Raw genomic sequence first — 23,463 nt, 5'->3', positions numbered from 1 at the left:
CACTGCGGGGGCGAGGTGATCTTGGGTGGGGCCGTCGCGTCACCACCCCGGCCGCGACGGCCTCCCGGTCGGGTTCGAGGCCGTCGCGGAAGCTCCGGTGACCCGGCGGACTCGTGACGTGCGGGGCGGGTCCGGTCTTTTCCGGGCAGACGGCGGCGAGAGCCGTGGAGCGATGCGCAGGGCCGCCGGCCCGGGCGGCTTCGAGGCGGCCGGCGGCCCGGGAGGGGCCGGGCGGGTTCCCGCGCAGCAATCCGCCCGGGAGGACGGGTGCGCTCGCGGTACCTGTGCCCGGCGAACTTGCCCGCGCCGTCCGTTACTTCTTCAGCGCGCCGCCCGGTCCGCCGCTGCTCGGGTGATGTCGGCGTAGAGGCGGAAGAGGACCGGGCGGGCTTCGCCGCGTTCTCGTTCGTGCAGGGCCGCCCAGCACCGGGCGACGGTCTCCCGGGCCCGGGTGCCGGGCCAGGGCCGGGGCAGGAGCTCGGGCGGCAGCAGCGGGTCGGGCTCCATGGCGCGGGTGAGCTCGGCGGCCAGCTCCACCGCGATGGTGAGGAGCGCGGACGGGGAGAGTCCGGCAGGGTCGGTGAGCCGGGCGAGACGGGGCTGGGCGAGGCGGCCGAGGCGATCGTAGCGGTCGGCGATCTCCTGCAAGGGCCACAGCCCGCGGGCGAGTTCGGCAGGCTCCCGGGTGTCGCCCCTGCGCAGGTCCGTCGTGGTGAGGAGGGTGAGCGCGCCGTGGGCGCCGAGGCGGCGGGCCGCTTCTTCGACGTACGGCTCCCAGGTGTTGGCGCAGACGTACAGTCCGCCCTGGAGCGGGGCGCCGCCGAGGTGGACGAGCGTCTCGCGCAGGGAGTCCCGGGTCGTGCGCGCCGATTCGGGCACCGCGAAGGCGGCCAGGTGCCAGACACCGTCCCAGGGCGCGAGTCCGGCGTCCTGCTGGAACGCGTGCCGGAGGAAGTCCGCGTTGGGCGCGAGGGCACGCGTGGTGTCCGCGGTCGCGTGCAGCCGTGCCTTGCGGCCCCGGCCCTCGTGGGTGAACCGGCCTTCGGCCACGAGGCGTTTGACGCACAGCCGCACCTGCTGGTCGCTCATGCCCAGGGTGTTGGCGACGGTGTACAGCTCGTCCGCGTCGACGGTGCCGTCCTCGCGGACCAGCGCGTGGACGAGCATGCGGGTGGGGATCTCGATGTGGTCGGTCATGGTGTGCGCGGTCCTCCCGGTCCGTTCGCCGCGACAGGACGTCGCATGGTGGTCACCGCACCGAACCCCAGCAGCTCACGCAGGTAGGGCGTCTGCTCGGTCCGCACGGCCGTGAAGCCGCGCCGCCCGTACAGGGCCCTGGCGCGCGGGTTGGTGTCGATCACATCCAGTCTGATCTCCCGGCAGCCCTCTTCCGCCGCGACGGCGGCCACCTCCTCGATGAGCAGGCTCCCGACGCCGCGGCCGCGCATGCCCGGGTCCACGGCGATGCCGTCCATGACGAGCTGTCCGGGGGCCGGGCGGCGTTCGAACAGGGCGAGGAGCAGGAGCCGGTGCAGTCCTCGCAGGTGTCCGTACGCACGCAGGACGGCGGAGGCCGATCCCCCGGTGAGGGCCCGGCCGCCGAGTTGGTAGCCGGCGAGGCCGACGAGCTGCCCGTCGAGGAGCGCGCACACCGCCCGATCGGCGTTCAGGTGGGCGGCGAGGAAGGACACCGCCTTGTCCGGCGGGTTCAGGGCAGGGCCGAGTTTGCGGCCGAAAGCGTCCCAGTACAGCTCGGCCGCCCGCCGCTCGGCTCCGGCCGGAACACCCCGCCGGACTCTCACCGCCCCCGTGCCGGCGTCCGTCATGTCCAGTCCCATGCCGTGCCCCCTTGTCTCTCCGCGACCTCGGCCTCAAAGCTATCATCTCATCAACGATCGTTCCCACGGTGATAGTTTCAGTGCTGTGTGAACCCGAACAGAGGCGGTCAGATCCCATGTGTCCGAAGATCCAGCCCCGGCGGCGCGGGCTCCGCATCGCCGCGTGGTCACTCGCCACGGTCCTGTTCGTGACCGCCGGTCTCGTCGGTGTGGTGCTGTGGCAGCACTCCTACGGCATGGACGAGCAGCGGGTCTCGATCCGCCACGGCGGGCACACCCTCAACGGCGTACTGGCCACCCCCGAGGACGGCCGCAGGCATCACGGTCTGGTCGTGTACGTCCACGGCGACGGCCCCGTCGGCGCCACCCACGACGACGGTTACAAGCCCATGTGGGAAGCGAACGCCAAGGCCGGGTACGCCTCCCTGTCCTGGGACAAGCCCGGCGTCGCGGGCGCGCCCGGCGACTGGCTCGACCAGTCCATGGACGACCGGGCCGACGAGGTGGCCGCCGCCATCGCCTGGGCGCGCGCCCGCCCGGACATCGACGGCGACCGGATCGGGCTCTGGGGTGCCAGCCAGGCGGGCTGGGTCCTCCCGAAGGTCGCCGCCAGGACGCCCGTCAGCTTCGTCATCGCCGTCTCGCCCGCGATCAACTGGCTCCGGCAGGGCCGCTACAACCTGCTCGCCGAACTGCGCGCCGACGGCGCGTCGGCAGCCCGCACCAACGCCGAGATCACCAGAAGCGACACCGTCCGCCGGCTGCTGGAACGCCGCGCGACCTTCGAGGGGTACGTCGGGGCGATGGGCGGCGACGCGAACGGCATGACCGCCGGCCGCTGGAACTTCATCTCCAAGAACTACACCGCGGACGCCACGCGGGACCTCCGCGCCCTGCGCGGCGTACCGGTGCTGCTGGCCCTCGCAGGCCACGACCGCAACGTGGACACCGCCGACACGGAGCGCGTCTACCGCGAGGTCCTGGACGCGGGTGGTGCGTTGACGGTCGCGCGCTACCCCGACGCGACCCATTCACTGCTCAAGGAGTCCGTCGAGCGGTCGGACCTCAGGCTCGCACTCACCGCGCTCCTCGCCCCCCGCTCGCTCTTCGCGGACGGATTCCTGGACGGCCAGCGGCGGTTCCTCAAGGATCCGGGCGCCGGCCCCGCGCCCGCGGGGACGTCCCCCCGGCCGGAAGAGACCACCGGGGCCCGTCCGGGACGGCCGGCGCCACCAGGACATCAGCGCGCGTACCGTCCCGCTCCGAACTCTCCCGGAGCGTTCCCGACGGGGCTCGGCAAGGGTGACGCGCCCCCTCGTCGGCGCGGCGCACCCGACACCTCGTCGGCGAGCGTGTGACCCACGGGCGGCAGCGCCTGCTGCGGGTGGTCCGGGAGGCCCGCCGTGGCGGCGTCCGGCAGGGGCGTGAGCGCTGATGCGGTCGCGCGTTCCCGACCGGCGCGCAGAACCTGCACCGTTCTCCGGCCGCGGGCGGCCTGCCCGCGTCCCCGGCCGCCCGATTGCCGACGGCCCGGTTCCGACCAGGCATGATGCCGTCGGACCAGTGCCCTTCCCCACCGGATCAGCTGGCCCCGGGCAGCCAGGCATGGCTGAGGGACAGCGCCCACTGGGCGCCGAACGCGGCGCCCATACTGCCCAGCACGGTGCCGGACAGCAGGATCCTGCGGTACGGCAGTCGCGGGCCGCCGCCGCCCGTGGCGCCGGCGCGTGTGTGGTCGTAGGGCCCGTCGTGGCCCGTCCGCCACCACACCAGCGCCCACACAGCGCTGACGGCGGCGAGGACGGCGTAGGCCGAGCGCCAGCCGAATCCCCCGATGAGCCAGGTGACCACGGGTGCCGCGACGAGCGTGCCCAGAGCCGCCCCGCCGATCTGGAGGGCCGAGGGCAGGCCGCGGCGCTCGGGCGGGAACCACTTGTACAGGGCGTGCATGGACATCGAGGCCGCCGGCCCCTCGGCGGCGCCGAGCAGGATGCGGTCGGCGAGCAGGGTGGACACCGAGGCCACGGCCAGGACCGGCAGCTGGGCCACGGCCCACAGCAGCGTCATGCCGAAGAGCAGAACGCGGCTGGAGATCAGGCCGTAGGTGCTGTTGCTGAGGTCGAGTTCCTCCATGATCGGTACGGCGGCCAGGCCGAGGACCGACTTGTCGGCGAAGTTGATGACCATGAAGGTCACGATCATGGCTGTGATCAGCCAGGCTCTACGGCCGTCGGGTGCGGGGGCAGCGAGGTGCTGAGGCTGCGCGGCGGTGCGGGACACCATGGGCGATTCCTGCGGATGCGGGTGGAGCAGGGGGTCGTACGGGCGGGCGGTCACCCCGTGGCCGCGGGCCCGCTCGGCGGCGCGAGGGACCTGCGGTACCGCCCTGGGCGCCAAGGGGTCGGTCAGATCAGGCTCTTGGCGATGGCGTTCTTGTGGATCTCGGTGGTTCCGGTGACGATCCGGAACATCCGCAGGCTGCGGAAGATCTGTTCGACCTCGTTGCCGCGGGTCAGCCCGGCCTTGCCGTGGATCTGGACGGCCTGGTCGGCGACGCGGAAGCACGCCTCCGAGGTGAAGAGCTTGCACATGTTGGCCTCGACGGAGATGTTGTCGCCCCGGTCGGCCTTCGCGGCGGTGGTCATCACCGTCGCGCGGGCGGCGTAGATCTCCGTGGCCATCTCGGCGATCTTGTGGTGGACGGCCTGGTGGGCGAGGAGCGGCTGTCCGAAGACGACGCGGTCCATGGCGTACCGCACCGACAGGTCCCAGGCGCGGCGGGCGGCGCCGATCAGGGACGGGCAGTGCAGCAGGCGGTTGAGGGTGATGCGGCCGATGCCGATGCGCAGGCCCTGGCCGACCTCGCCGAGCAGGCCGGTGGCGGGGATCCGGCATTCGTCGAAGACCAGGTCGCCCTCCATCTGCTGCCCCGACATGGGGACTTCGCCGTCGAGGACCGTGCAGCCGGGGGTGTCCAGGTCGACGAGGAAGGCGCTGTACGCCTCCTCCGTGCCGGCCATGCGGGCCACGACGATCGCGAAGTCCGCGAAGGGGGCGGCGGAGCTGAACACCTTCTTGCCGCTCAGGACGCAGGTGTCCCCGTCCGGGGTGGCGGTGGTCGTCATCCGGCGCACGTCGGAGCCCGCGCCCTCCTCTGTGATGGAGAAACAGCAGGCCCGCTCGCCCCGGATGACGGGCATGAGGTACTGCTCCAGCTGGTGCGGCGTGGCGTACTTCATCACGGCTCCGACACGCAGCGGGCCGCCCATGTCACCGAGGACGGAGTGGGAGAGCACGGCTCCGGAGGCCGTCAGCTCCTCCTTCAGGGCGCACAGTTCGTAGAAGCTCAGGCCCTGGCCGCCGAGTTCGGGCGGCAGGCTGATGCCGTAGAAGCCGAGTTCGCGGCTGCGCTTCCAGACGTGTTCGAGGGTGGGGCGTTCGAGCTTGGCCTCGGCGGTGATGCCGTGCTCGCGCTCGTAGGGGATGAGTTCGTCGCGCAGATAGGCGCGCAGGCGGACGACGAGCTCCTGGAGGCGGGGGTTGTCGTCGTAGGAGGAGTTCGAGGGTGAAAGGCATGCCGAAGGTCCTGTTCAGTTGACGCGGCGCTCGGCGCCCGCCCAGTAGCGGTCGCGGATGGCGCGGCGGTCGATCTTGCCGTTGGGGTTGTGGGGCAGCGCGGCGGTGAAGTCGACCGAGCGGGGTTTCTTCATGCGGGCCAGGCGCTCGGCGCAGAAACCGATGAGGCCGGCCTCGGTGAGGGTGGCGCCGTCGCGCGGGACGACGACCGCCTTGACGGCCTCGCCCCACTGCTCGTCGGGGACGCCGACCACGGCCGCCTCGTACACGTCCGGGTGCTGGTGCAGGACGGACTCGACCTCGACGGCGTAGATGTTGAACCCGCCGGAGACGATCATGTCCTTCTTGCGGTCGACGATGAAGACGTAGCCGTCGGCTGCCGGCGGCGGTGCCCCCGCGCCCTCGGGTACGGCCCGCCGGGCGCCGCAGCGCTCCCCGGCGCCGCACTGGTCCTGGTCAGCACGCCCCGGGTCACGGTCCGTCAGCGGCGTTCGACGACCTTCCATGCCCCAGGCCGACTCCCCGCTCCGCCGGGGACGGCTTCACCCGTCCCGCCCGCGCCGGGCGTGTGTGCGGTGCGCCGCCCATGGCATCACGAGAGTTCCGCGGGCCACGCCCGGTACGCCGGGGCACAACGGGAAAACCGGGCAGTACGGCCGGACGAAAACTCCGTTCAGTGGAGGGGCGTCCAGTGCCCGAGAGCGTCGTCCAGGCCCGGATGCTCCGGGTCCTCCCACACCAGGCAGCCCCACACGATGCCGGGAACATCGGGACCCATCAGGTCGGCCGGCCCCACGGTCAGGGTGCGGTGGACGGCCTCCAAATAGGCGGCTGCCGACGGGTGGCGCGGCTCGGACACCTCCGGCCCGGTCATCGTCGACCAGTGGCCGACACCGGCCGCGGACACGTACTGGCCGTACTCGGGCCCGGCCTCGTCCCCCGTGAGCCACGGCACCACCTGGGCCCCGTCCCAGTAGTCGCGCCGGTCGCTTCCGGAAAGCCGCGGGCGCACCGCCTCGGCCGGGGTGAGCAGCACCCCGTCCGGCAGGAACCTCCCGGAGCCGACCTCGCCCTCGTCCTCGTTCTCCTCGATGTACTGGTGCTCCACGCCGCCGCACAGCCGCCACAGAGCCGTCAGTTCCGCCGGCAGGCCGTATCCGAGGTACCGCATCAGCCGGGCCTCGGCGGCGTGGATATCTTCTTCCGCGGCAGGCGGCAGCAGGGAGGCGTACGAAAGGGGGGCGTGCACCCGCAGCCAGCCGGTCAGTTGCCGCCACGCGGCGGTGACCCGCTCGGCCTCGTCATTTCGTTCAGACATTCGCCCACCGTAAGGGGAAGAGGTTGTATCGCACCGCCGGCCTGTGGGCCGTGGCCATCACCGTGTTCTGCCTCGGTGTGATGGCGGTGATGTGGGTGATGTCCCCGGGCACGGCCGCCCCGCCGTCGGGTCCGCCCCCGGACTGCGACAAGGTCGTGGCCGACGTACTGGAGGACCTGGCCAGGGCCGAGGAGACCGGCTGGGTCACGGACTACGCGATCCCGGCCGAGTGCACGGGCGAAGCCGGAACCGCCGGACTCCGACCGTAGCCTTCGCCGATGAGGAAGCCGCGGACCGGTCGCGCCGGCTCCGTCAACGGGTCCCTGTCCTCGGTGAAGGGACGGGGCCGGCGGCCGAAGCCACTCAGGTCACGAGGAAAGCTTCCTCAGGTCCGCGGCGAGTGAGGCGATGGCCGCCGGATTGCGCGGGCTTTCCACCAGCTCCGCGTAATCGAGGACGACGATCCGGTCGTTCCTGACGGCCGAGACGCCGGCCAGCGGCGGGTAGGACTTCAGGAACTTCCGCTTCTGGTCCGCGGTGGTGTCTCCGTAATCGTTGATCACGATCACCTCGGGGTCACGCTCGACCACGGTCTCCCAGCCCACCGTCGCCCAGCTGTCCTTGAGGTCCTTCATCACGTGATCGCCGCCCGCCCTGGTGATGATGTCGTGCGGCCCGGCGTACAGCCCCGAGGTCAGCGGCTTGTCCCGCCCGTCGTCGTAGAGGAAGACGCGCGGGCGGTCGCTGCCCTTCAGCGCCTTCGCCTGCGCCGCGGCCACCTGCTTCTCGAAGTCCGCGACGAGGGCCTCGGCACGGTCCTCGATGTCGAAGATCTTCCCCAGGTTCCGCAGATCGGTGTAGAGGGCTTCGAGCGGCGGCATCACACCGCGCGCCTTCCCCCGCCCGTTGCGGCACGACTCGCTCAGCAGGTACGAGTCGACGCCCACCTTCTCCAGCTCGGCGGGGCTGAAGCCCTCCCCCTCGTTGAAGCCGTAGTTCCAGCCCGCGAAGACCAGATCGGCGCGGGCGTCGAGGACCAGCTCCTTGTTGATCGTCTTCTTCGAGAGCCACTCGGTCTTCTCGTAACCGTCCTTCCAGGGAACGGACGTGAGATCGCCCTTGTCGTCGGGCATCACATAGCCCGCCATGTGGCCCTCGAGCCCGAGCGCGAACATGATTTCGGTGATACCGACGTCATTGGTGACCACACGCTCCGGGGCCTTGTCGTAGCTCTTCTTCTGACCGCAGTTCTCGACGGTCACCGGATAGTGGCCGCCGCCTGCCCCGGCACCCTTGTTCTCTGCGTCCTGAGAGGTGACCTGCGCGCCGCAGCCGGTGAGGAACAGTGCGGCGGCGAATACGAGTGCGGCGGGGCGTACGGGGTTCGGCATGGGGACAGTGGCTCCTCAGGAAGCGGGGTGAGTGGACGGGAGACGGTCGAAGAGCAGTTGTACGGCGCCGGACTCCGGATGCGGTACGCGGTGCGCCCGTACGCCGAAGACCTCGGCCAGCAGCTCGGGGGTGAGCACGTCGTGCGGAGCGCCGGAGGCGACGATCCGGCCGCTGTCGATGACATGGAGCAGATCGCAGTGGAGTGCGGCGAGGTTGAGGTCGTGCAGTGCGGTGAGCACGGTCAGCCCGCTGCCGCGCACCAGGGCCAGCACGTCCAGCTGCTGGGCGATGTCCAGGTGGTTGGTGGGCTCGTCGAGCACCAGTACCCGAGGCTGCTGAGCGAGCGCGCGGGCGATCAGGACCCGCTGCTTCTCGCCGCCGGAGAGAGTGAGGAAGCCACGGCCGGCGAGGTGACCGGCGCCGACCTGCGCCAGGGCGGCCTCGCACGTCCGCCGGTCCTCGTCGGTGGTCCGGGCCACCGACCGCTGGTGCGGCAGCCGCCCCATCGCCACGACTTCGGCGACCGTGAAGTCGAACTCGGTGACCACCTCCTGGGGCAGTGCGGCCAGCCGACGGGCGCCTTCGCGCGCGCTCAGGGCGTGGAGGTCCGCACCGTCGAGCCGGACTGTACCGGCCGAGGGACGCAGGGCCCGGTAGACGCAGCGCAGCAGGGTGGATTTCCCGCTGCCGTTGGGTCCGACAAGCCCGACGACCTGCCCGGCGGGCGCTCGCAGCGTGGCCTCCCGCACCAGCCGCGCACCGGAGATCTCGACCGTCAGTTCATCGATGTCGATCCGCATCACGCGCCTCCGAAGGTGTAGGAGCGACGGCGCATCAGCAGGACGAAGCACGGCACACCGATGACCGCGGTCAGTACGCCCACCGGCAGCTCGACGGGCGCGAGCACCACGCGCGACAGGATGTCCACCCAGATCAGCAGGACGGCGCCCGCGAGTGGTGCGACGGCCAGCAGCCGGCGGTGGTCCGCGCCGACCAGCATCCGTGCGGCGTGCGGGACCATCAGTCCGACGAAGCCGATCGCGCCGCTCACCGCCACCACCGCCCCGGTGACGGCCGCGCAGACCAGGAACAGTTCCTTGCGCAGTTTCCCCGCGTCCACCCCCAGGGCGGCCGCGGTCTCGTCGCCCATCGCCAGGGCGTTCAGGCGGCGCGCCGACACAGTGAGGTGGGCGAGGCCGGCGAGTACGGCTCCGGCGGCGATCGGTACGGAGGCCCAGTTGGCTCCGCCGAGGCTGCCGAGCAGCCACATCATCGCGGAGCGGGCCGCCTCACCACGCTCGGCCGCGAACACCATGAACGTCGTGACGGCCGAGAAGCCGTAGTACATCGCGGTGCCCGTCAGGACGAGCCGCAGTGGGGTCAGGCCGTCAGCGGTGCGGGCGATGGCGTACACCAGCGTCATGGCGAGGAGCGCGGAGAGGAAGGCCGCCGTGGACAGGGCCCAGAGACCGAGCGCGCCGAAGGCTCCGAACAGGAGCACGGCGTTGGCGCCGACGGCCGCGCCGGAGGAGATGCCGAGGACGAACGGGTCGGCGAGAGCGTTGCGGACCATGGCCTGCACGGCGACGCCGATGGCCGACAGGCCGGCCCCGACGACTGCGGCCAGTACGGCTCGTGGAAAGCGCAGTTCCCACACGATGGTGTAAGCCGGGACCTGGTCGGGGGATATGAGTCCGCCTGTCAGCCCGGCCCACAGATGGCGCAGCACCTCCCCCCAGGAGAGCCCCGACGCCCCGATCCCCGCCCCGCAGAGGATGGAGAGCACAAGCGCGGCGCACAGGGCGGTGAGGAGGAGCGGCAGTGACACGCGCTGGGGCGGCGCGGGGCCGGCGCCGGCGCGGGGCAGGTGCGGTGGCAGGGCGGGTTTGAGTTCGAGGGGTGTGGCCACGGGCGGTTCGCTTTCGCCTCGGGCCGTGCACCTGCGTGAGCAAAGGAGCGGCCCGGGACGCCGGGCGCCCTGCGCAGCGCCCTCTCGCAGTCCACGGCGAATTGACAGGAGCCATCACCACCGCGGGTAACCGGGCTTACGGGGCCACGTGTTGGGCTCCGCCTACCGTTGCGGGTCAGCGCCGGACTTCGACCGGACTTCCCCCGCGGGGCGCTTGCAGCTTAGCGCGTACGGAAGGGCGCCCCGCCAGGGGAGAATCCGGCGCACACCCCGTCGTGCACACGCAGCGTGGCCGGATCCGTGCCGGCGTTCGCGGCTTCCGTCTGCTGCCGGCCCCGGACAGAGCGGCTCGCGCCCAGGGCCGCGGCCGGCCGGCACGCCCTGGAGCAGGGCGCCCCCGCGAGACCGCGGCCCGTCTCGGTCTCCCGGCACGGTGGCGGGAATCAGCCCTGCGCGGCGGCGCGGAGCGCGAGGAGCAAGGGTGGCCGTCGTCACTGCGACGCAGCCTCCGGCGTGGCACGCAGGGTGGTCTCCAGTTCGGCGGGGGAGGTGAACACGTGCCCCTGGAGCCCCAGTTCCTGGGCGGCCCGGACGTTCTCGGCCCGGTCGTCGACGAACAGGATCTCATCAGGGGGCAGTCCCAGTGCCCTGACACACCACTGGTAGGCGGCCGGTTCGGGCTTGACGCTGCCGATCCGGCAGGAGAAGCCGATCACCGAGAAGTGCTCCAGCCAGGGCTCGCTGGTCTCGTAGCGCACGGCCAGTTCCTCGGGGATGTTGGAGAGCAGGCCGCAGGTGATCCCGCGGTCGGCGAGGGCGGTGAGCAGATCGACGCTGCGCTGGTCGGTCTCGCTCCAGCCGGCCAGGTCGGCGGCTATCAGATCGTCGGTCAGGCGCGCGTCCAGAGAGATTCCGAGCTCGGCGCAGACCCCCTTCCAGTACGCCGGACCGGTCACGTCGCCGCGGTCGTAGGGGGTGCGCCGGGACCAGTACGCCTCCCAGAACCGGTCGCTTTCGCCGCCGGCCGTGCGTTCCAGCACAGCTCGGGACTCGGGTGACTGGACACGCGCTATGACACCGAACATGTCGAAGAGAACGGCTTTCATGCCTCGGTTGCCTCAGTTCCTCGGGTCGCGGCGGCGTCCGTCCGGCTCGCTTCGCGTGGGCGGGAGACACCATCGGGGTCGGGTGCGTTCGTGTGCAGCCACAGGCTCAGGACCGCACAGGCGACGGCGAGTGCGAACAGCACCAGCGGCACCGCCTTCACGTCCATCGTGTCGATCACCCCGCCGAGCAGCGGCGGGAAGGCCACACCGCCGATCATCGAGGCGGCGATCACATAGGCGCCGGCACCCGCCAAGCCGGGCACGGCGCGGTTCAGCCAGGGCAGACAGGTCGGGAAGATGGGCGCGATCATCAGGCCGACACCGAAGTAGGCGTACGGGGCGAGCGCCGGAACGGTCGCCAGGAGCAGGAAGCCCGCCATGCCGGCGCAGCAGACGATCAGGATCGCCGGTGCGGAGAAGCGCAGGCTGAGCGGGGCGGCGATGAACCGGCCGATCGTCATGGCGGCCCAGTACGCCGATGTCGCCGTCGCGGCGGTGGCGGCGCCGTACCCCACCGCTTCGAGGTGGGTGGGCTCCCAGCCGCCGACCCCGGTCTCGATGGCCACGTGCAGGACGTAGACGCCGATGAACACCGCGATGATCGGAAGGACCCGGGCCCCGCCCGCCGAAGCGCCTTCCGCCACGACCGGCTCGGGCTCCTTGGCGGCCACCCCGCCCAGCGTGAACAGGATCAGCACGCAGAGCACTCCGATGCCGATGAAGATCGCCGGGTAGTTCGCCGCGCCGAGCCGGGCGATCAGGGCCGGGCCGGCGATGGCGCCGACACCGAAGTGGCCGTTGAGCAGGTTGAGCATGGCGGTGCTGCGGCGGCCGAAGCCGATGGCGAAGAGCTGGTTCAGGCCGTAGTCGATGCCGCCGAAACCCAGGCCGATGACGAAAGTGCCGGTCAGCGCGAGGCCCCAACTCGGGGAGAACGCGAAGCCGACCGCGCCGGCCGCCATGAGCAGGTAGGAGCCGCCGAGCAGCACGCGGTTGCTCAGACGGCCCCTGAGGACGTGGTAGACCAGCACGCCCAGCAGGGCGCCGATGAAGTGTGCGCTGAGGCTCAGCCCGGCCGTGGCCGGGCTGAGCCCGTACTCGTCGCGCAGCGCCGGGATCGCCGGACCGTAGAGCGCTTGCAGGGCTCCGATCACCATGAACGCCACGCACGAGGCGGCGATCGCGACGGTGGTGAGCAGCGGCCTTCCCGCGTCCGGCGGGCCGGCCTCACTGGTTGCGGGCATCGTTCTCCTCACCGTTTCATCATTGACTGTTGAACGAACATGATTCGCGTTTGAAGACCGCTTGAATTCACACAATGAGCCGAACATTACTCACGAGAGTCGTTCGTTTCAACAGTTCTGATGTGCGTATGCTCGCGAGGGCGCTCTTCTGTGCTACAAGCAGAAACATGAACGTGATGGAGAGGCACAAGTTCGTCGTGGCGCTGCTCATGAAGGAGAACCGCGCGACCGTGGCCGAGCTGGCCCGGGCCACCGGGGCGTCGGAGATGACCATTCGCCGGGACCTGGAGGTCCTGGAGTCCCGGGGCGCGCTGCGCCGGGTGCGGGGAGGCGCGCTGAGCAACCTGCCCGGTGGTGTCGAGCCGCCGTACGCCATTCGTGCCATGTCCGAGGTGCAGGCCAAGGAGCGGCTGGCCCGCACGGTGGTCGGCCTGCTGACCGACGGCGAGACGGTCGCCCTGGACACCGGCACGACGGCCGTCGCCATCGCCAAGGCCATGGCCGGCCGTCAGCTGACGGTCACTCCGCTCTCCCTGCACGCCGCCTTCACTCTCTCCGGGCACTCCGGCATCCAGCTGCTGATGCCGGGCGGGCAGGTGCGGCCCGAGGAGCTCTCCTTCTACGGCCACGCCCCTGTCCAGACGTTCAAGGACCTGTGTTTCGACACGTTCATCCTGGGGTGCTGCGGCGTCGACCCGGTCCAGGGCGCCACCGCCTACAACCTGGACGACGTACAGGTGAAGCGCGCCGCCGTGAAGGCGGCGCAGCGGGTGGTCCTCGTCGCGACCGCCGACAAGCTCGGTCGCACGGCGCTGGGACGTATCTGCTCGATGGAACAGATCGCCCTCATCGTCACGGACGCCCCCGACGACTCCTCGGTGGTGCAGGAGCTGCGGGACCAGGGGGTGGAGGTGGTACGCCCGGCGGACGCCTGAGACGGATGTCCGGAGGCCCGTCTCCGCTCTCTTTCCGCCGGTTCGTACGGACGCAAGGCGGTCCGAAACAGCCCTGGGCGCGGCGACGACCGGCCGTGTCGTGGAGACTTGAGAAGGTGGGCGGCGGCCGCTGCCGGCCGGAAACCTCATAGCCGAGGCACGGAGAGTGCGACAGAAGAGCCACGTCCTGCTGAAACACCCGCGGAAGCACCGGACCAAGGTCGACGAGGAGGACACGATCAACACCGCCGAAACGGGCCGGCACCCGCTGGACTCCACCAGCGTCATGAACGCGAAGAAGACCCTCTTCGAACTCCTGGGCCGCACGGGAATGCTCCGGAGCGAAGCCGAAGAGCTGATCGCGCTCGTCGAGGCCGGCGCGATCGCAGACGCACACAGCGAGGCAGAGAAGGAGAAGGGCGCCCCGGACGAGAAGGGGGAGTCGTACGGCACCGGCTGGCACGACGGCGCCCGGGCCGTCGGTGACGAACTCGCCCGCATCGCCGAGCGAGCCCTTGAGCGTGCCATCGGCCCGGCGATGTCCGGCTCCCCACGGGACGCCGTGCGAGGCGGTCACCCCGTGGGGAGGGTGGACGTAGAGCGTGCGAAGGTCGCCGTGACGCCGCTCTACCTCGCGTTCAGTGACGTCTCGGACCTCGATCCCGAGGTGTCGGACGAGGTCCTCACCGCGGTACTCGGCACGATGAGCGTCGTGGAACGGGTCGGGTACGCCGGCCGGCTGGAGCAGTTCACCGAGTCCCACCGGGAGCGGCTGGCTCAGTTGTACGCGCGGTACGGGCCCCGCAGCCGCATTGCCGTCCACGGCCGCTACTCCCTCCTCCACTCCCCCACGAGCATCGCCGTACTCGAACGCCTCGCCGCCGCGCCATCAGCGTTCCGGACGGAATGGGAACACGCGGAACTGCCTCCTGCATGGCTGGAAGGACTCGCGACCGCCTGGCGCGCGTCGGAGGCTCCGCCGGGCTGACGCCCGTCCCGGCCCTGGCTCGACGACCGTGCCGGAGGCGGGCCGCGGCCTCCGGTGAGGGACCGCGTCTCTCATGTCCGTCGGGCGGGGTGGACGGGCACCGTCGCGACCGTCCCCCGGGTCCGCGTCTGCCTTCACCCACCGCTTACGGCGCCGGGCCTGCCGAAGCCCACCGGCCACGCGCCCTTCGCGGCGACAGCCGCGCCGGGCCCGCCGGTGGCAGCAGACGGGCGCCCCGGACGCCGCTCGTACGCCGGCGCCCGAGGTCATGCGTCCGCGCCCTGGCGCACTGCCCCCGGCCACGCGGTTCAGGCCGGGCCGGCCTGCGCGGGGGCGTCGTCCAGGAAGCCGCCCGACTGGTGCTGCCACAGCTTCGCGTAGGCGCCGTTCGCCGCGAGCAGCTGCCGGTGCGTGCCCTCCTCGACGATCCGCCCGTGGTCCAGGACGACGAGTCGGTCCATGGTGGCGACCGTGCTGAGCCGGTGCGCCACCACCAGTGCCGTCCGCCCCTCCATGAGGTGCCACAACGCCTTCTGGACGAGGACTTCGCTCTCGGAGTCCAGGGCGCTGGTCGCCTCGTCGAGCAGCAGGATCGGCGCGTCGCGCAGAATCGCCCTGGCGAGGGCGACCCGCTGCCGCTGTCCGCCGGACAGCTTGACGCCCCGCTCGCCCACCATGGTGTCGAAGCCGTCCGCCAGCGCGTCGGCGAACTCCGTGACGTGAGCCGCGTCGGCCGCGCGGCGGATCTCGGCGTCGGTGGCGTCCGGCCGGGCGAACGCGATGTTGTCCCGCAGCGTGCGGTGGAACATCGCCGGGTCCTGCGGCACATAGGCGATCAGGCTGCGCAGATCGGCCTGGCGCAGCGTGCTGATGTCCTGCCCGCCGATCAGGATCCGGCCGGCGTCGATGTCCGTCATACGCAGCAGCAGCCGGCTGAGCGTGGTCTTGCCACCGCCGGACCGGCCGACGAGACCGATCTTCGCGCCACTGCCCACCTCGAGGTCGAGGCCCTCGAAGAGCGGCTTCGCACCCGCGTGGGCGAAGGTCACCTGCTCGAAGCGGACATCGGCGGCCTTGGACAGCAGCGGCTGCGGCGACGCCGGGTCGAGCACGGTCGGCTGTGTCAGCAGCAGTTCGGTGAACTGCCCGGCCTCTGTCATCGAGCTTTCCAGGCGGCGGTAGATCTGGTTGAACTCGAACATGATCCGCGTCGCGTTGGTGTAGTACGTGAAGGCGACCACGACCGCCTCCACGCCGTGCTCGCCCCCGCCGAGAGCGACCGCGAGCAGTAGGCCCATGACGTTGGTCAGCACGGACATCGGAGCGACCAGCGTGTCGATGCGCAGGTTGCCGTAATCCCAGGACCGCAACGTGAGCCGCCGTGACTCCGCGACACGGGACCGGTGTTCGGCGGCCTCGCGTTCCTCGGCGCCGAAGGCCCGGACCGTGTCCATGTTCATCAGGCTGTCGGCGACGTGACCCGACACCCGGGCGATCGCCTCCTCGCGCTGGTCGACGAGTGCCTGGCGGCGCCGGATGAGGGGCGTCACGCACAGCGCGGTCAGCGCGATCATCGTCAGGAGACCTACGACGAGCAGCGGTTCGTAACTCCACAGCACGACCGAGCCGAACAGCAGTGGCACGAAGCTGCCCACGACCGAGAAGGTCAGAGTGTCGACGCACTCCTCGAAGCGGGAGGCGAAACTCAGGACCCGCTTGGTCAGCGAGCCGGCGAAGTTGTCGTGGAAGAACGTGGCGTCCTTGGCGAACAGCTCGTCCATGCCGATCACGTACAGGTGCTCGATGCCCCGGGCGTCAAGGCGGTTCAGGAAGTGCAGACCGATGCGCCACAACGCTTCCGCGAGCAGCAGGACTCCGGCGAAGCCGAGCACGTAAGGCAGCATCGGACCGAGAGTGGTACCGCCGTCGTCGGCGATGTGACCGACGAGCTTCGCGACGATCAGCGGCGCGATGTAACTGATGCCGATGTTGCCCAGTGCCGGCAACAGCATCGCGGGTGCCGTCAGCCACCGGAGCCGGGCCAACTCCCGTCCGTAGTAACGCAGTGCCAGGAGCACCGCTCCCCTGCCCGGCGGTTCCTCACGTGCTTCAGGCAATCCCGTCCCCACCTTGTGCGGTCGTGCGGCGAGCCCGCTCCACGCGTCTGCGGGGAGGCGGCGTTGCGGTACTGGCCTCGGAACGGTTCGGTTCGGTCGAATGCCCTCGGTCGGATCGTCTTCCGACAGGCCGGGCACAACGACGGAGCCCCCGCGCGGCTCGCGGCGACGTGCCGGCGCGAGTACGGAGGCCAGTAACCGCAGTGTCCCGCGACGGCGTCCGGACGGTCCACGCGTTTTTCCCGGCCATCGGAAACGCCGTAAACGCGTCAGCACGCCCCTGCCGACGTGTCATTCACACCCGGGCGACGGTGGCGGAGCAATGGCGGCGGGGGCCGGTGGACCGACGGCGTGGGCTACCTCTTCGGCGGGTGAGCGGCCGGGCCTGTGACGGAAGGGTGACCGTGGGCTGATTCGAGGATTCTCGCCGCGCCGCGCAGGGCGGCGTTGTGGGGCCCGGGAACCGGCCGCACGGGCACGCGGAGTTCTCCGGTGAGCTGGTGGGCGAATTCGGGGCGCAGGGCGCCACCCCCGGCCAGGAGGACTCCGTTGTGGAGGGCGTCGAACGTCTGGGAGGTGTGGTCCAGTCTGAGCATGTCGGCGACCTTCGCGGTCACCGCTTCGGTGACATCGCGGTGGGTGGCCGTGCGGTCGAGGTCATCGGTGCCCAGGGCGATGCTGTGGGCGTCCGCGACGGCGCCGTCGTCGAGGAGGAAGACCTCGGTGAGGTGGGCGCCGATGTCCACGATGAGCAGGGGACGGGTCATGTCTTTGCCGGCGCCTAGTGCGACGGCCGGGGCACTGGGAATGGTCAGGATGGTGCGTGGCCGGAGCACGTCCAGCGCGGTGCGCGCTGCCTTGCGGTAGGCGACGCCGCCCAGGACGGGGGTGGTCAGGACGATCAGGGGGCGGCCTGAGGCGGGGATGTGACGGGCCAGGAGGCGTTCCAGCATCCGGGCGGTGCCCTCGGGGTCGACGATGGTGCCGCGCTGGATGGGGGAGGAGGCTCCGGTGCCCGGAAAGGTCACGGTGGGTGTGTCGAGGATGATCCCGCGGCCCCGCATCCAGGCCCTGGTGCGGGCGCTGCCCAGGTCGAGTGCGATGCCCGGGCACAGCCGGCACACCGGCCGGGTTGCCGTCGGGAAGTGGCGGGTGGACGCGAAGCCGGGGCGCATGCCGGTCACCGTCCTGCCTCTTTGACCTGCTGGCAGCGGGCGCAGTAGCGGGCTTGCGGCACGATCCTCAGGCGGTCCAGAGCGATGGGCTGCGTGCACAGGTGGCACCTGCCGTACTGGCCCCGGTCCATTCGCTCCAATGCTGCTTCCACATCGGCCAGGACCATGCGGGCGGAGGCGGCGAGTTTGATGCGGACTTCGATCTGCGCGGGGGCCTGCCGTCCTCGTACCCGGTCCGTACGCGTCTGCGCGGCTGCTCCGATCTGCCGCAACTGCTCCTGGCGGAAGAGCCGCTGCTCCCGCAGGCTCTCGCGCAACGCGGCGAGGTCGGCTGGGCGGAGGCCCGCACTGCCGGCGCCGATGACCTGGTTCTTCACTTCTTCACGCCTCCACAGGAGCGGAACACGAGAGCGACCCCCTTGCCGCTGACGGCCGTTGTCAGGCCGAGCGGCGCTGGCACCCGACGCAGCAGCGCGCGTACGGCAGGATCTCCAGCCGTTCGACCGGGATGGGCTGGGCGCAGTCCTGACAGGTTCCGTAGGTGCCGTCGTCGACGCGGCCGAAGGCGGCGCCGATGTCTTTCAGTACGCGCTGCAGGGAGTCCTTCTGCACGGCCATGGAGTGGTCGTCCGCCTCCTGCCCGGCCTCTTCGAGCGCCTTGAGCTGTACGAGCCGCGAGTCGCGCTCGTGCTCAAGTCGCTGGCGGGCCTCGTGGGCGGTGAGGCGTTCCGGGCGGGATCCGGGTCGGGCGGTATCGAGCGGCATGGGTCCAGTCCTTGTCGACGGCGGTGGTGTCCGCGGGGCGCGTTCGGGGGCGGGCGGACCGGCGGGGCGCGTGCCACGACTGCGCGCGGCCATGGCGACGAGCCGGCTCCGGGGTTCTTGGCCCCACCCTGGTCGGCCCGCCCGCGGAAGGCCATCGGCCGCGGTACCCATTTCCGGGGGGCTTGAGGATGTATGCGGCCGGGGGCAGCGCGCCCGGTCGCGGGGCACAGATGGCTGGACCATCCCCTCGACCCGGGCCCCGGGCTGCGGGCAGGCTGGGCGTCGAGGGCGGCATGAGGCCGCCTGCCACGAGCCGGTCGCCCGGCGCGGGCTCTGTCCAGCCGTAACCGATAGTGGTGGGGACAGTGCGAATCAAGGAGGCTCAACCCGCTGTGTCCCTGTTCTGGCGGATTTTCGGACTCAATGCCCTTGTCCTGGGCGCGGCCACGGCGCTGCTGCTGTGGGCGCCGGTGACCGTCTCGGTGCCGGTGCTGCTCACCGAAGCCGTGATCCTGGTCGGCGGCCTGGCCGTCATGCTGGTCGCCAACGCCGCCCTGCTGCGGATCGGGCTGACCCCGCTGGACCGGCTCACCCGGCTGATGACCAGGGTGGACCTGCTGCGCCCGGGGCAGCGGTTGCCGGTGGCCGGGCACGGCGGGGTGGCCGAGTTGATCCGCACCTTCAACGCCATGCTGGACCGGCTGGAAGCCGAACGCGCCTTGAGCAGTGCTCGTGCCCTGTCCGCCCAGGAAGCCGAACGGCGGCGCATCGCGCAGGAGTTGCACGACGAGGTCGGGCAGAGCATGACCGCCGTCCTGCTCGGCCTGAAGCGAGCGGCGAACCGGGCCCCCGACTCGCTGCGCCCCGAGCTGCACCAGGCGCAGGAGATCACGCGCGAGAGTCTGGACGAAGTGCGCCGGCTCGCGCGCAGACTGCGCCCCGGCGTCCTGGAGGACCTCGGCCTGATCAGTGCGCTGACAGCCCTGACCACCGATTTCGCGACCCACACCGGTCTGGGGGTCACACGTCACTTCGACTCGCCCCTGCCGTCGCTGGACCCGCAGGCGGAACTGGTGCTCTACCGGGTCGCGCAGGAGGGGCTGACCAACGTCGCCCGCCACGCCGAGGCGGAACGGGTCGAGCTGAGCCTGCGACGAAGCGCCGCCTCGGTGGTGTTGCGCATCAGTGACGACGGTCATGGGAGCGGGATCTTCCGGGAGGGCGCCGGAATTCGCGGGATGCGCGAACGTGCCCTGCTCGTCGGCGCCACACTCGACATCGCTTCGGGCGCCGGGAAGGGCACGCGCGTGTCCCTGTCCGTACCCGCCGCCACGATGAAGGACGCAGACCATGCCTGACAAGGAAGCTCCGATCCGGATCCTGCTCGCCGACGACCACGCCCTGGTCCGCCGCGGCGTGCGGCTCATCCTCGACGGCGAACCCGACCTCGAGGTCGTCGCCGAGGCGGGCGACGGCGCGGAGGCCATCGCCATGGCACGCGCCCACACCGTGGATCTGGCCGTCCTGGACGTCGCCATGCCGCGCATGACGGGGCTGCAGGCCGCGCGGGAGCTGTCCGCGCTCCGACCCGACCTGCGCATCCTCATGCTGACGATGTACGACAACGAGCAGTACTTCTTCGAGGCGCTCAAGGCCGGAGCCTGCGGATACGTCCTGAAGTCCGTCGCCGACCGCGACCTGGTCGACGCGTGCCGGGCGGCGATGCGCGGCGAGTCGTTCCTCTATCCGGGCGCCGTCACCGCCCTCATCCGCAACTACCTCGACCGGGCCCGGGGCGGCGAGGAGGTCCCGGACCGGATCCTCACCGCCCGCGAGGAAGAGATCCTCAAGCTCGTCGCCGAGGGCCACTCCTCCAAGGAGATCGCCGAAACGCTGTTCATCAGCGTCAAAACCGTCCAGCGTCACCGGGCGAACCTGCTGCACAAGCTCGGTCTGCGCGATCGCCTGGCGCTGACCCGCTACGCCATCCGGGCCGGCCTGATCGAACCCTGACCCTGCCCGCACCGACCGGAGAACAGCCGCTCACACCCCGCGCCGGGCCGTGAGCGGCCCGAGCCGCCGAGGAGGAGGCGCGCATGGCCCAGCTCCGCCGCGCCGCCCCCCGCGGTGGCCGTCCGCACCGGGCAGCCGCACGCGGGCTGCTGACCGTACTGCTCGCTCTCGCCGGGCTCCTCACCGTTCTCGGCACCTTCGCGCCACCGTCACAGAGCGCACCGGCCCCGCGGACGTCCGCGGCCGCGGACGGCGGCGGCACGCACGCCGACGATCCGTGCGCCACCGTCCTCTGCGGCACGCCCGCACGGGTATGCCGGGACACCCCGGGCGAGCGGCACGCTCCGCCGCCCGGCAGCACCCCCCTCCCCTCGTGTCCCGCGCCGCCGCGGCCCGGGCCGGGCGCACCGCTGCGGCCCGCGCCGGAGACGGCACCTCCTGAGCACACCACGCGTCACACCGGGCGGGCACCGCCGCCTCCCTCAGGCACCTGACATTCCCCCTTGTCTTCTTCCGCACCGCCCGTGGCGGCTGCGGTATGCCTGCTGGAGGCACTCTTGACGCGCACCATGCGTGTACGGGCGTTTCTCGCCCTCGCTGTTGTAGCCCTGTCGCTCTACATCGCCACGACCGTTCCGGCCCGCCTCGGCCTCGACCTGCGCGGCGGCACCCAGATCGTGCTGGAAACCCGCGACTCCCCCACCGTCGAGGCCGGCACGACGGCCACCGACCGCACCATGGAGGTACTGCGCCGCCGCGTCGACGCGCTCGGCGTCGCGGAGCCCGCCATCGCCCGGTCCGGCGACAACCGGATCATCGTCGAACTGCCCGGTGTCCAGGACCCGAAGGAAGCCGCCGACGTCCTCGGCCGTACCGCCCAGCTCACCTTCCACCCCGTGCTCGGCACCGCCGAGCCCGGCCAGGAGGCGTCCGAGCCGCTTCCCAAGCGCCCGAAGGAACAGGTCCTGCCCGACGAAGAAGGACAGCCCCTGCGCCTCGGCCCGTCCGAGCTGACCGGAGCGGACGTCGACAGCGCCGAAGCCGGGATCGGCCGGCAGGGCCTCGCCGGCTGGTTCGTCGGCGTCGACTTCAAGGACGCGGGCGCGGACCGCTGGGCCGGGCTGACCGGCACGGCGGCCTGCGCCCCGGCCGGTGATCCCGCGCGCCGCGTCGCCATCGCCTTGGACGACAAGGTCATCTCCTCGCCCCAGGTCGACCCCTCCGTGCACTGCCGTACCGGCATCACCGGCGGATCGACTCAGATCACCGGCTCCTTCAGCGTGGAAGAGGCCAAGGAACTGGCCCTGCTCATCAACGGCGGGGCCCTGCCGGTGCCGGTCGAGATCGTCGAGCAGCGTACCGTCGGCCCCACCCTGGGGGCCGAGGCCATCCGGGCCAGCGCCCAGGCCGCCGTCATCGGCACCGTGCTGACCTCGCTGTTCCTCATCGTCGTCTACCGGCTCATGGGCACACTGGCCGTCCTGGCCCTGGGCTGCTACGGGCTGATCTCCTATGCCGCGCTCGCCGCTATGGGCGCCACCCTGACCCTGCCCGGGCTCGCCGGGTTCGTCCTGGCCATCGGCATGGCGGTCGACGCCAACGTGCTCGTTTTCGAGCGGGCCCGCGAGGAGTACGCCGCCCGCCGTCGCACGAGTCTGCGCTCCGCGCTGAGGGCTGGGTTCCGCAACGCCTTCAGCGCCATCGCCGATTCCAACATCACCACCCTGATCGCCGCCGGCCTGCTGTTCTTCCTGGCCTCCGGACCCGTCCGCGGTTTCGGCGTCACCCTGGGCATCGGCGTCCTCGCCTCCATGCTCAGCGCCCTGGTGGTCACCCGGGTCCTCGCCGACTTCGCCGTCGCCCGCGGCCCCGTACGGCGACGACCCCGCCTCACCGGCATCGCCGGCGCCGGCCGTGTGCGCGACCGGCTCGGCCGCCGCGGCCCGGACCTGATGCGCCACCGGCGCCGCTGGCTCGCCCTTTCCGCCGCAGCCCTCGTCCTGGCCGCCTCAGGCATCGCGGTCCGGGGGCTCGACTTCGGTGTGGAGTTCACCGGCGGCAGGCTCATCGAATACTCCACCGCGGCACCCGTATCGGCCGACCGTGCCCGCGACGCCCTGGCCGACGCCGGCTTCCCCCGCGCGGTCGTCCAGGCCTCCGGGGACGACACGCTCACCGTGCGCACCGATCAGCTGTCGAACGCCCAGGAGGCCCGGATCACCGAGACGGTCGGGGGCCTCGCGGGCACCGCGGAGAAAGTCCGGGACGAACTGATCGGTCCCAGCCTCGGCGAAGAGCTGCGCCGCGGCGCCGTCATCGCACTCGCCGCGGCCCTGGCCGCCCAGCTGCTCTACCTCGCCGTCCGTTTCCGCTGGACCTTCGGCACGGCGGCGGTCGCCGCCATGGCGCACGACGCGCTCATCCTCATCGGCGTCTTCGCCTGGCTCGGCAAGCCCATCGACGGAGTGTTCCTTGCCGCCCTGCTCACCGTCATCGGCTACTCGGTCAACGACTCCGTCGTCGTCTTCGACCGCGTCCGGGAACTGTGGGCGCGCGACCGCAAGTCCCCCTTCGCCAAGGTCACGAACACCGCGATCCTGCAGACGGTTCCGCGCACCATCAACACCGGTATGGGCGCGGTGTTCATCCTGTCCGCTCTCGCCCTGCTGGGCGGGGACTCCCTGACCGACTTCGCCCTGGCCCTGCTCATCGGCATCGTCGTCGGCACCTACTCCTCGATGTTCACCGCGGCGCCCCTGGCCGTCGGGCTCCACGCCCGCGGCACCCGGCCGCCGGGCAACACCTGATCGGCGGCAGGAGCGCGGAAGCGGCCCCGCTCCCGGCCGGGCACCGTGCCTCGCCGGGAGCGGGGCCCCGCAGGAGAACGGGCGGCCCGCGGGCGGCGGGGCCGGCGCCACCAGGACATTGGCACCCGCGACGGTCAGTGCGGTACGAGCGCGTCGCAGCGAGGGGGGTGTGTCTCTGCGCTGTCGGCCACACCCCTTACCCTCATTGTTGATCAGTAAAACTCATGCACTACTGCCGACGACACATGCATGCCCGGTGCCGCCACTGGACCATGACGCA

Annotated in this window: 22 protein-coding genes and 1 riboswitch; of the genes, 7 read left to right on the top strand and 15 right to left on the bottom strand. The window is 71.5% G+C overall.

Annotation, left to right across the window (positions count from 1 at the left end; translation table 11 throughout):
- Positions 1 to 321: 321 nt before the first annotated feature.
- Both ACWD0Y_RS17000 and ACWD0Y_RS16995 read right to left on the bottom strand, forming a co-directional pair.
- Positions 322 to 1,197: a PaaX family transcriptional regulator C-terminal domain-containing protein gene (locus ACWD0Y_RS17000; RefSeq protein WP_450261134.1), complete on the bottom strand. Its 876-nt coding sequence runs from the start codon at positions 1,195 to 1,197 to the stop codon at positions 322 to 324.
- On the bottom strand, positions 1,194 to 1,838 hold the full coding sequence (locus ACWD0Y_RS16995) for a GNAT family N-acetyltransferase (RefSeq protein WP_450261133.1): 645 nt from the start codon (positions 1,836 to 1,838) through the stop codon (positions 1,194 to 1,196). The genes ACWD0Y_RS17000 and ACWD0Y_RS16995 overlap by 4 nt, the downstream gene beginning before the upstream one ends.
- A gap of 116 nt (positions 1,839 to 1,954) precedes the next feature.
- Between ACWD0Y_RS16995 and ACWD0Y_RS16990 the strand changes: the two genes are divergently transcribed.
- Complete coding sequence (locus ACWD0Y_RS16990) at positions 1,955 to 3,196, top strand: alpha/beta hydrolase family protein (RefSeq protein WP_450261132.1); 1,242 nt, start codon at positions 1,955 to 1,957, stop codon at positions 3,194 to 3,196.
- 223 nt (positions 3,197 to 3,419) lie between these two features.
- On the opposite strand, the gene ACWD0Y_RS16985 is transcribed toward ACWD0Y_RS16990, so the two are convergent.
- The 4 genes from ACWD0Y_RS16985 to ACWD0Y_RS16970 all read right to left on the bottom strand — a co-directional run bounded on the left by ACWD0Y_RS16985 (position 3,420) and on the right by ACWD0Y_RS16970 (position 6,732).
- Entirely contained in the window at positions 3,420 to 4,121 is a 702-nt protein-coding gene (locus ACWD0Y_RS16985) for an MFS transporter (RefSeq protein WP_450261131.1), read from the bottom strand.
- Positions 4,122 to 4,243: 122 nt separating this feature from the next.
- Positions 4,244 to 5,323: an acyl-CoA dehydrogenase family protein gene (locus ACWD0Y_RS16980; RefSeq protein ID WP_450261148.1), complete on the bottom strand. Its 1,080-nt coding sequence runs from the start codon at positions 5,321 to 5,323 to the stop codon at positions 4,244 to 4,246.
- Positions 5,324 to 5,428: 105 nt separating this feature from the next.
- Positions 5,429 to 5,920 (bottom strand): class I adenylate-forming enzyme family protein, encoded by a 492-nt coding sequence (locus tag ACWD0Y_RS16975; protein WP_450261130.1) that lies wholly within the window; start codon positions 5,918 to 5,920, stop codon positions 5,429 to 5,431.
- Between the two features lie 167 nt (positions 5,921 to 6,087).
- Positions 6,088 to 6,732, bottom strand: a complete 645-nt coding sequence (locus ACWD0Y_RS16970; protein WP_450261129.1) for a hypothetical protein — start codon at positions 6,730 to 6,732, stop codon at positions 6,088 to 6,090.
- Positions 6,733 to 6,755: 23 nt separating this feature from the next.
- On the opposite strand from ACWD0Y_RS16970, the gene ACWD0Y_RS16965 reads away from it, so the two are divergent.
- Positions 6,756 to 7,001, top strand: coding sequence for a hypothetical protein (locus ACWD0Y_RS16965; protein ID WP_450261128.1), 246 nt, complete (start codon positions 6,756 to 6,758; stop codon positions 6,999 to 7,001).
- A gap of 99 nt (positions 7,002 to 7,100) precedes the next feature.
- Here ACWD0Y_RS16965 and ACWD0Y_RS16960 read toward each other — a convergent pair whose 3' ends face one another.
- The 5 genes from ACWD0Y_RS16960 to ACWD0Y_RS16940 form a co-directional block, all read right to left on the bottom strand.
- On the bottom strand, positions 7,101 to 8,123 hold the full coding sequence (locus ACWD0Y_RS16960; RefSeq protein ID WP_450261127.1) for an ABC transporter substrate-binding protein: 1,023 nt from the start codon (positions 8,121 to 8,123) through the stop codon (positions 7,101 to 7,103).
- A gap of 15 nt (positions 8,124 to 8,138) precedes the next feature.
- Positions 8,139 to 8,924, bottom strand: coding sequence for an ABC transporter ATP-binding protein (locus ACWD0Y_RS16955; protein WP_450261126.1), 786 nt, complete (start codon positions 8,922 to 8,924; stop codon positions 8,139 to 8,141).
- Positions 8,924 to 9,991, bottom strand: coding sequence for a FecCD family ABC transporter permease (locus ACWD0Y_RS16950; protein WP_450261147.1), 1,068 nt, complete (start codon positions 9,989 to 9,991; stop codon positions 8,924 to 8,926). The genes ACWD0Y_RS16955 and ACWD0Y_RS16950 overlap by 1 nt, the downstream gene beginning before the upstream one ends.
- 145 nt (positions 9,992 to 10,136) lie before the next feature.
- Positions 10,137 to 10,284, bottom strand: a riboswitch (cobalamin riboswitch).
- Between the two features lie 240 nt (positions 10,285 to 10,524).
- The gene (locus ACWD0Y_RS16945) at positions 10,525 to 11,139 is read right to left on the bottom strand and encodes an HAD family hydrolase (protein WP_450261125.1); all 615 of its coding nucleotides are present in this window, start codon (positions 11,137 to 11,139) and stop codon (positions 10,525 to 10,527) included.
- Positions 11,136 to 12,383, bottom strand: a complete 1,248-nt coding sequence (locus ACWD0Y_RS16940; RefSeq protein WP_450261124.1) for an MFS transporter — start codon at positions 12,381 to 12,383, stop codon at positions 11,136 to 11,138. Before ACWD0Y_RS16940 ends, ACWD0Y_RS16945 begins: the two co-directional genes overlap by 4 nt.
- 167 nt (positions 12,384 to 12,550) lie before the next feature.
- On the opposite strand from ACWD0Y_RS16940, the gene ACWD0Y_RS16935 reads away from it, so the two are divergent.
- Both ACWD0Y_RS16935 and ACWD0Y_RS16930 read left to right on the top strand, forming a co-directional pair.
- Positions 12,551 to 13,318 (top strand): DeoR/GlpR family DNA-binding transcription regulator, encoded by a 768-nt coding sequence (locus tag ACWD0Y_RS16935; protein WP_450261123.1) that lies wholly within the window; start codon positions 12,551 to 12,553, stop codon positions 13,316 to 13,318.
- Between the two features lie 166 nt (positions 13,319 to 13,484).
- Positions 13,485 to 14,306 carry a hypothetical protein gene (locus ACWD0Y_RS16930; RefSeq protein WP_450261122.1) on the top strand — a complete coding sequence of 274 codons (822 nt, stop codon included), beginning with the start codon at positions 13,485 to 13,487 and terminating at the stop codon, positions 14,304 to 14,306.
- A gap of 308 nt (positions 14,307 to 14,614) precedes the next feature.
- On the opposite strand, the gene ACWD0Y_RS16925 is transcribed toward ACWD0Y_RS16930, so the two are convergent.
- From ACWD0Y_RS16925 to ACWD0Y_RS16910, 4 genes are all read right to left on the bottom strand, one after another.
- A complete protein-coding gene (locus ACWD0Y_RS16925) occupies positions 14,615 to 16,384 on the bottom strand; it encodes an ABC transporter ATP-binding protein (RefSeq protein WP_450261146.1) in 1,770 nt (589 codons plus the stop codon).
- A gap of 395 nt (positions 16,385 to 16,779) precedes the next feature.
- Positions 16,780 to 17,598 (bottom strand): rod shape-determining protein, encoded by an 819-nt coding sequence (locus ACWD0Y_RS16920; protein WP_450261145.1) that lies wholly within the window; start codon positions 17,596 to 17,598, stop codon positions 16,780 to 16,782.
- A 5-nt stretch (positions 17,599 to 17,603) separates the two neighbouring features.
- A complete protein-coding gene (locus tag ACWD0Y_RS16915) occupies positions 17,604 to 17,975 on the bottom strand; it encodes a TraR/DksA family transcriptional regulator (protein ID WP_450261121.1) in 372 nt (123 codons plus the stop codon).
- Positions 17,976 to 18,036: 61 nt separating this feature from the next.
- Positions 18,037 to 18,363 (bottom strand): TraR/DksA C4-type zinc finger protein, encoded by a 327-nt coding sequence (locus tag ACWD0Y_RS16910; RefSeq protein ID WP_450261120.1) that lies wholly within the window; start codon positions 18,361 to 18,363, stop codon positions 18,037 to 18,039.
- Between the two features lie 392 nt (positions 18,364 to 18,755).
- On the opposite strand from ACWD0Y_RS16910, the gene ACWD0Y_RS16905 reads away from it, so the two are divergent.
- The 3 genes from ACWD0Y_RS16905 to secD all read left to right on the top strand — a co-directional run bounded on the left by ACWD0Y_RS16905 (position 18,756) and on the right by secD (position 23,183).
- Positions 18,756 to 19,721, top strand: coding sequence for a HAMP domain-containing sensor histidine kinase (locus ACWD0Y_RS16905; RefSeq protein WP_450261119.1), 966 nt, complete (start codon positions 18,756 to 18,758; stop codon positions 19,719 to 19,721).
- Entirely contained in the window at positions 19,714 to 20,376 is a 663-nt protein-coding gene (locus ACWD0Y_RS16900) for a response regulator (protein WP_450261118.1), read from the top strand. Before ACWD0Y_RS16905 ends, ACWD0Y_RS16900 begins: the two co-directional genes overlap by 8 nt.
- Positions 20,377 to 20,945: 569 nt before the next feature.
- The gene (secD, locus tag ACWD0Y_RS16895) at positions 20,946 to 23,183 is read left to right on the top strand and encodes a protein translocase subunit SecD (RefSeq protein ID WP_450261144.1); all 2,238 of its coding nucleotides are present in this window, start codon (positions 20,946 to 20,948) and stop codon (positions 23,181 to 23,183) included.
- Positions 23,184 to 23,463: the final 280 nt, after the last annotated feature.

The organism is Streptomyces altiplanensis, from assembly GCF_053591575.1.
The sequence above is the reverse complement of the archived record's forward strand: the minus strand, read 5'-3'. Positions and strand labels throughout refer to the sequence as shown.

Excerpts from the sequence above, each read along its gene's own strand:
- ACWD0Y_RS16975 (WP_450261130.1), bottom strand. The coding sequence starts at position 5,920 with ATGGAAGGTCGTCGAACGCCGCTGACGGACCGTGACCCGGGGCGTGCT.
- ACWD0Y_RS16910 (WP_450261120.1), bottom strand. The coding sequence starts at position 18,363 with ATGCCGCTCGATACCGCCCGACCCGGATCCCGCCCGGAACGCCTCACC.
- ACWD0Y_RS17000 (WP_450261134.1), bottom strand. The coding sequence starts at position 1,197 with ATGACCGACCACATCGAGATCCCCACCCGCATGCTCGTCCACGCGCTG.
- ACWD0Y_RS16990 (WP_450261132.1), top strand. The coding sequence starts at position 1,955 with ATGTGTCCGAAGATCCAGCCCCGGCGGCGCGGGCTCCGCATCGCCGCG.
- secD (WP_450261144.1), top strand. The coding sequence starts at position 20,946 with ATGCGTGTACGGGCGTTTCTCGCCCTCGCTGTTGTAGCCCTGTCGCTC.
- ACWD0Y_RS16920 (WP_450261145.1), bottom strand. The coding sequence starts at position 17,598 with ATGCGCCCCGGCTTCGCGTCCACCCGCCACTTCCCGACGGCAACCCGG.
- ACWD0Y_RS16945 (WP_450261125.1), bottom strand. The coding sequence starts at position 11,139 with ATGAAAGCCGTTCTCTTCGACATGTTCGGTGTCATAGCGCGTGTCCAG.
- ACWD0Y_RS16995 (WP_450261133.1), bottom strand. The coding sequence starts at position 1,838 with ATGGGACTGGACATGACGGACGCCGGCACGGGGGCGGTGAGAGTCCGG.
- ACWD0Y_RS16960 (WP_450261127.1), bottom strand. The coding sequence starts at position 8,123 with ATGCCGAACCCCGTACGCCCCGCCGCACTCGTATTCGCCGCCGCACTG.
- ACWD0Y_RS16985 (WP_450261131.1), bottom strand. The coding sequence starts at position 4,121 with ATGGTGTCCCGCACCGCCGCGCAGCCTCAGCACCTCGCTGCCCCCGCA.
- ACWD0Y_RS16940 (WP_450261124.1), bottom strand. The coding sequence starts at position 12,383 with ATGCCCGCAACCAGTGAGGCCGGCCCGCCGGACGCGGGAAGGCCGCTG.
- ACWD0Y_RS16900 (WP_450261118.1), top strand. The coding sequence starts at position 19,714 with ATGCCTGACAAGGAAGCTCCGATCCGGATCCTGCTCGCCGACGACCAC.
- ACWD0Y_RS16935 (WP_450261123.1), top strand. The coding sequence starts at position 12,551 with ATGAACGTGATGGAGAGGCACAAGTTCGTCGTGGCGCTGCTCATGAAG.
- ACWD0Y_RS16955 (WP_450261126.1), bottom strand. The coding sequence starts at position 8,924 with ATGCGGATCGACATCGATGAACTGACGGTCGAGATCTCCGGTGCGCGG.
- ACWD0Y_RS16970 (WP_450261129.1), bottom strand. The coding sequence starts at position 6,732 with ATGTCTGAACGAAATGACGAGGCCGAGCGGGTCACCGCCGCGTGGCGG.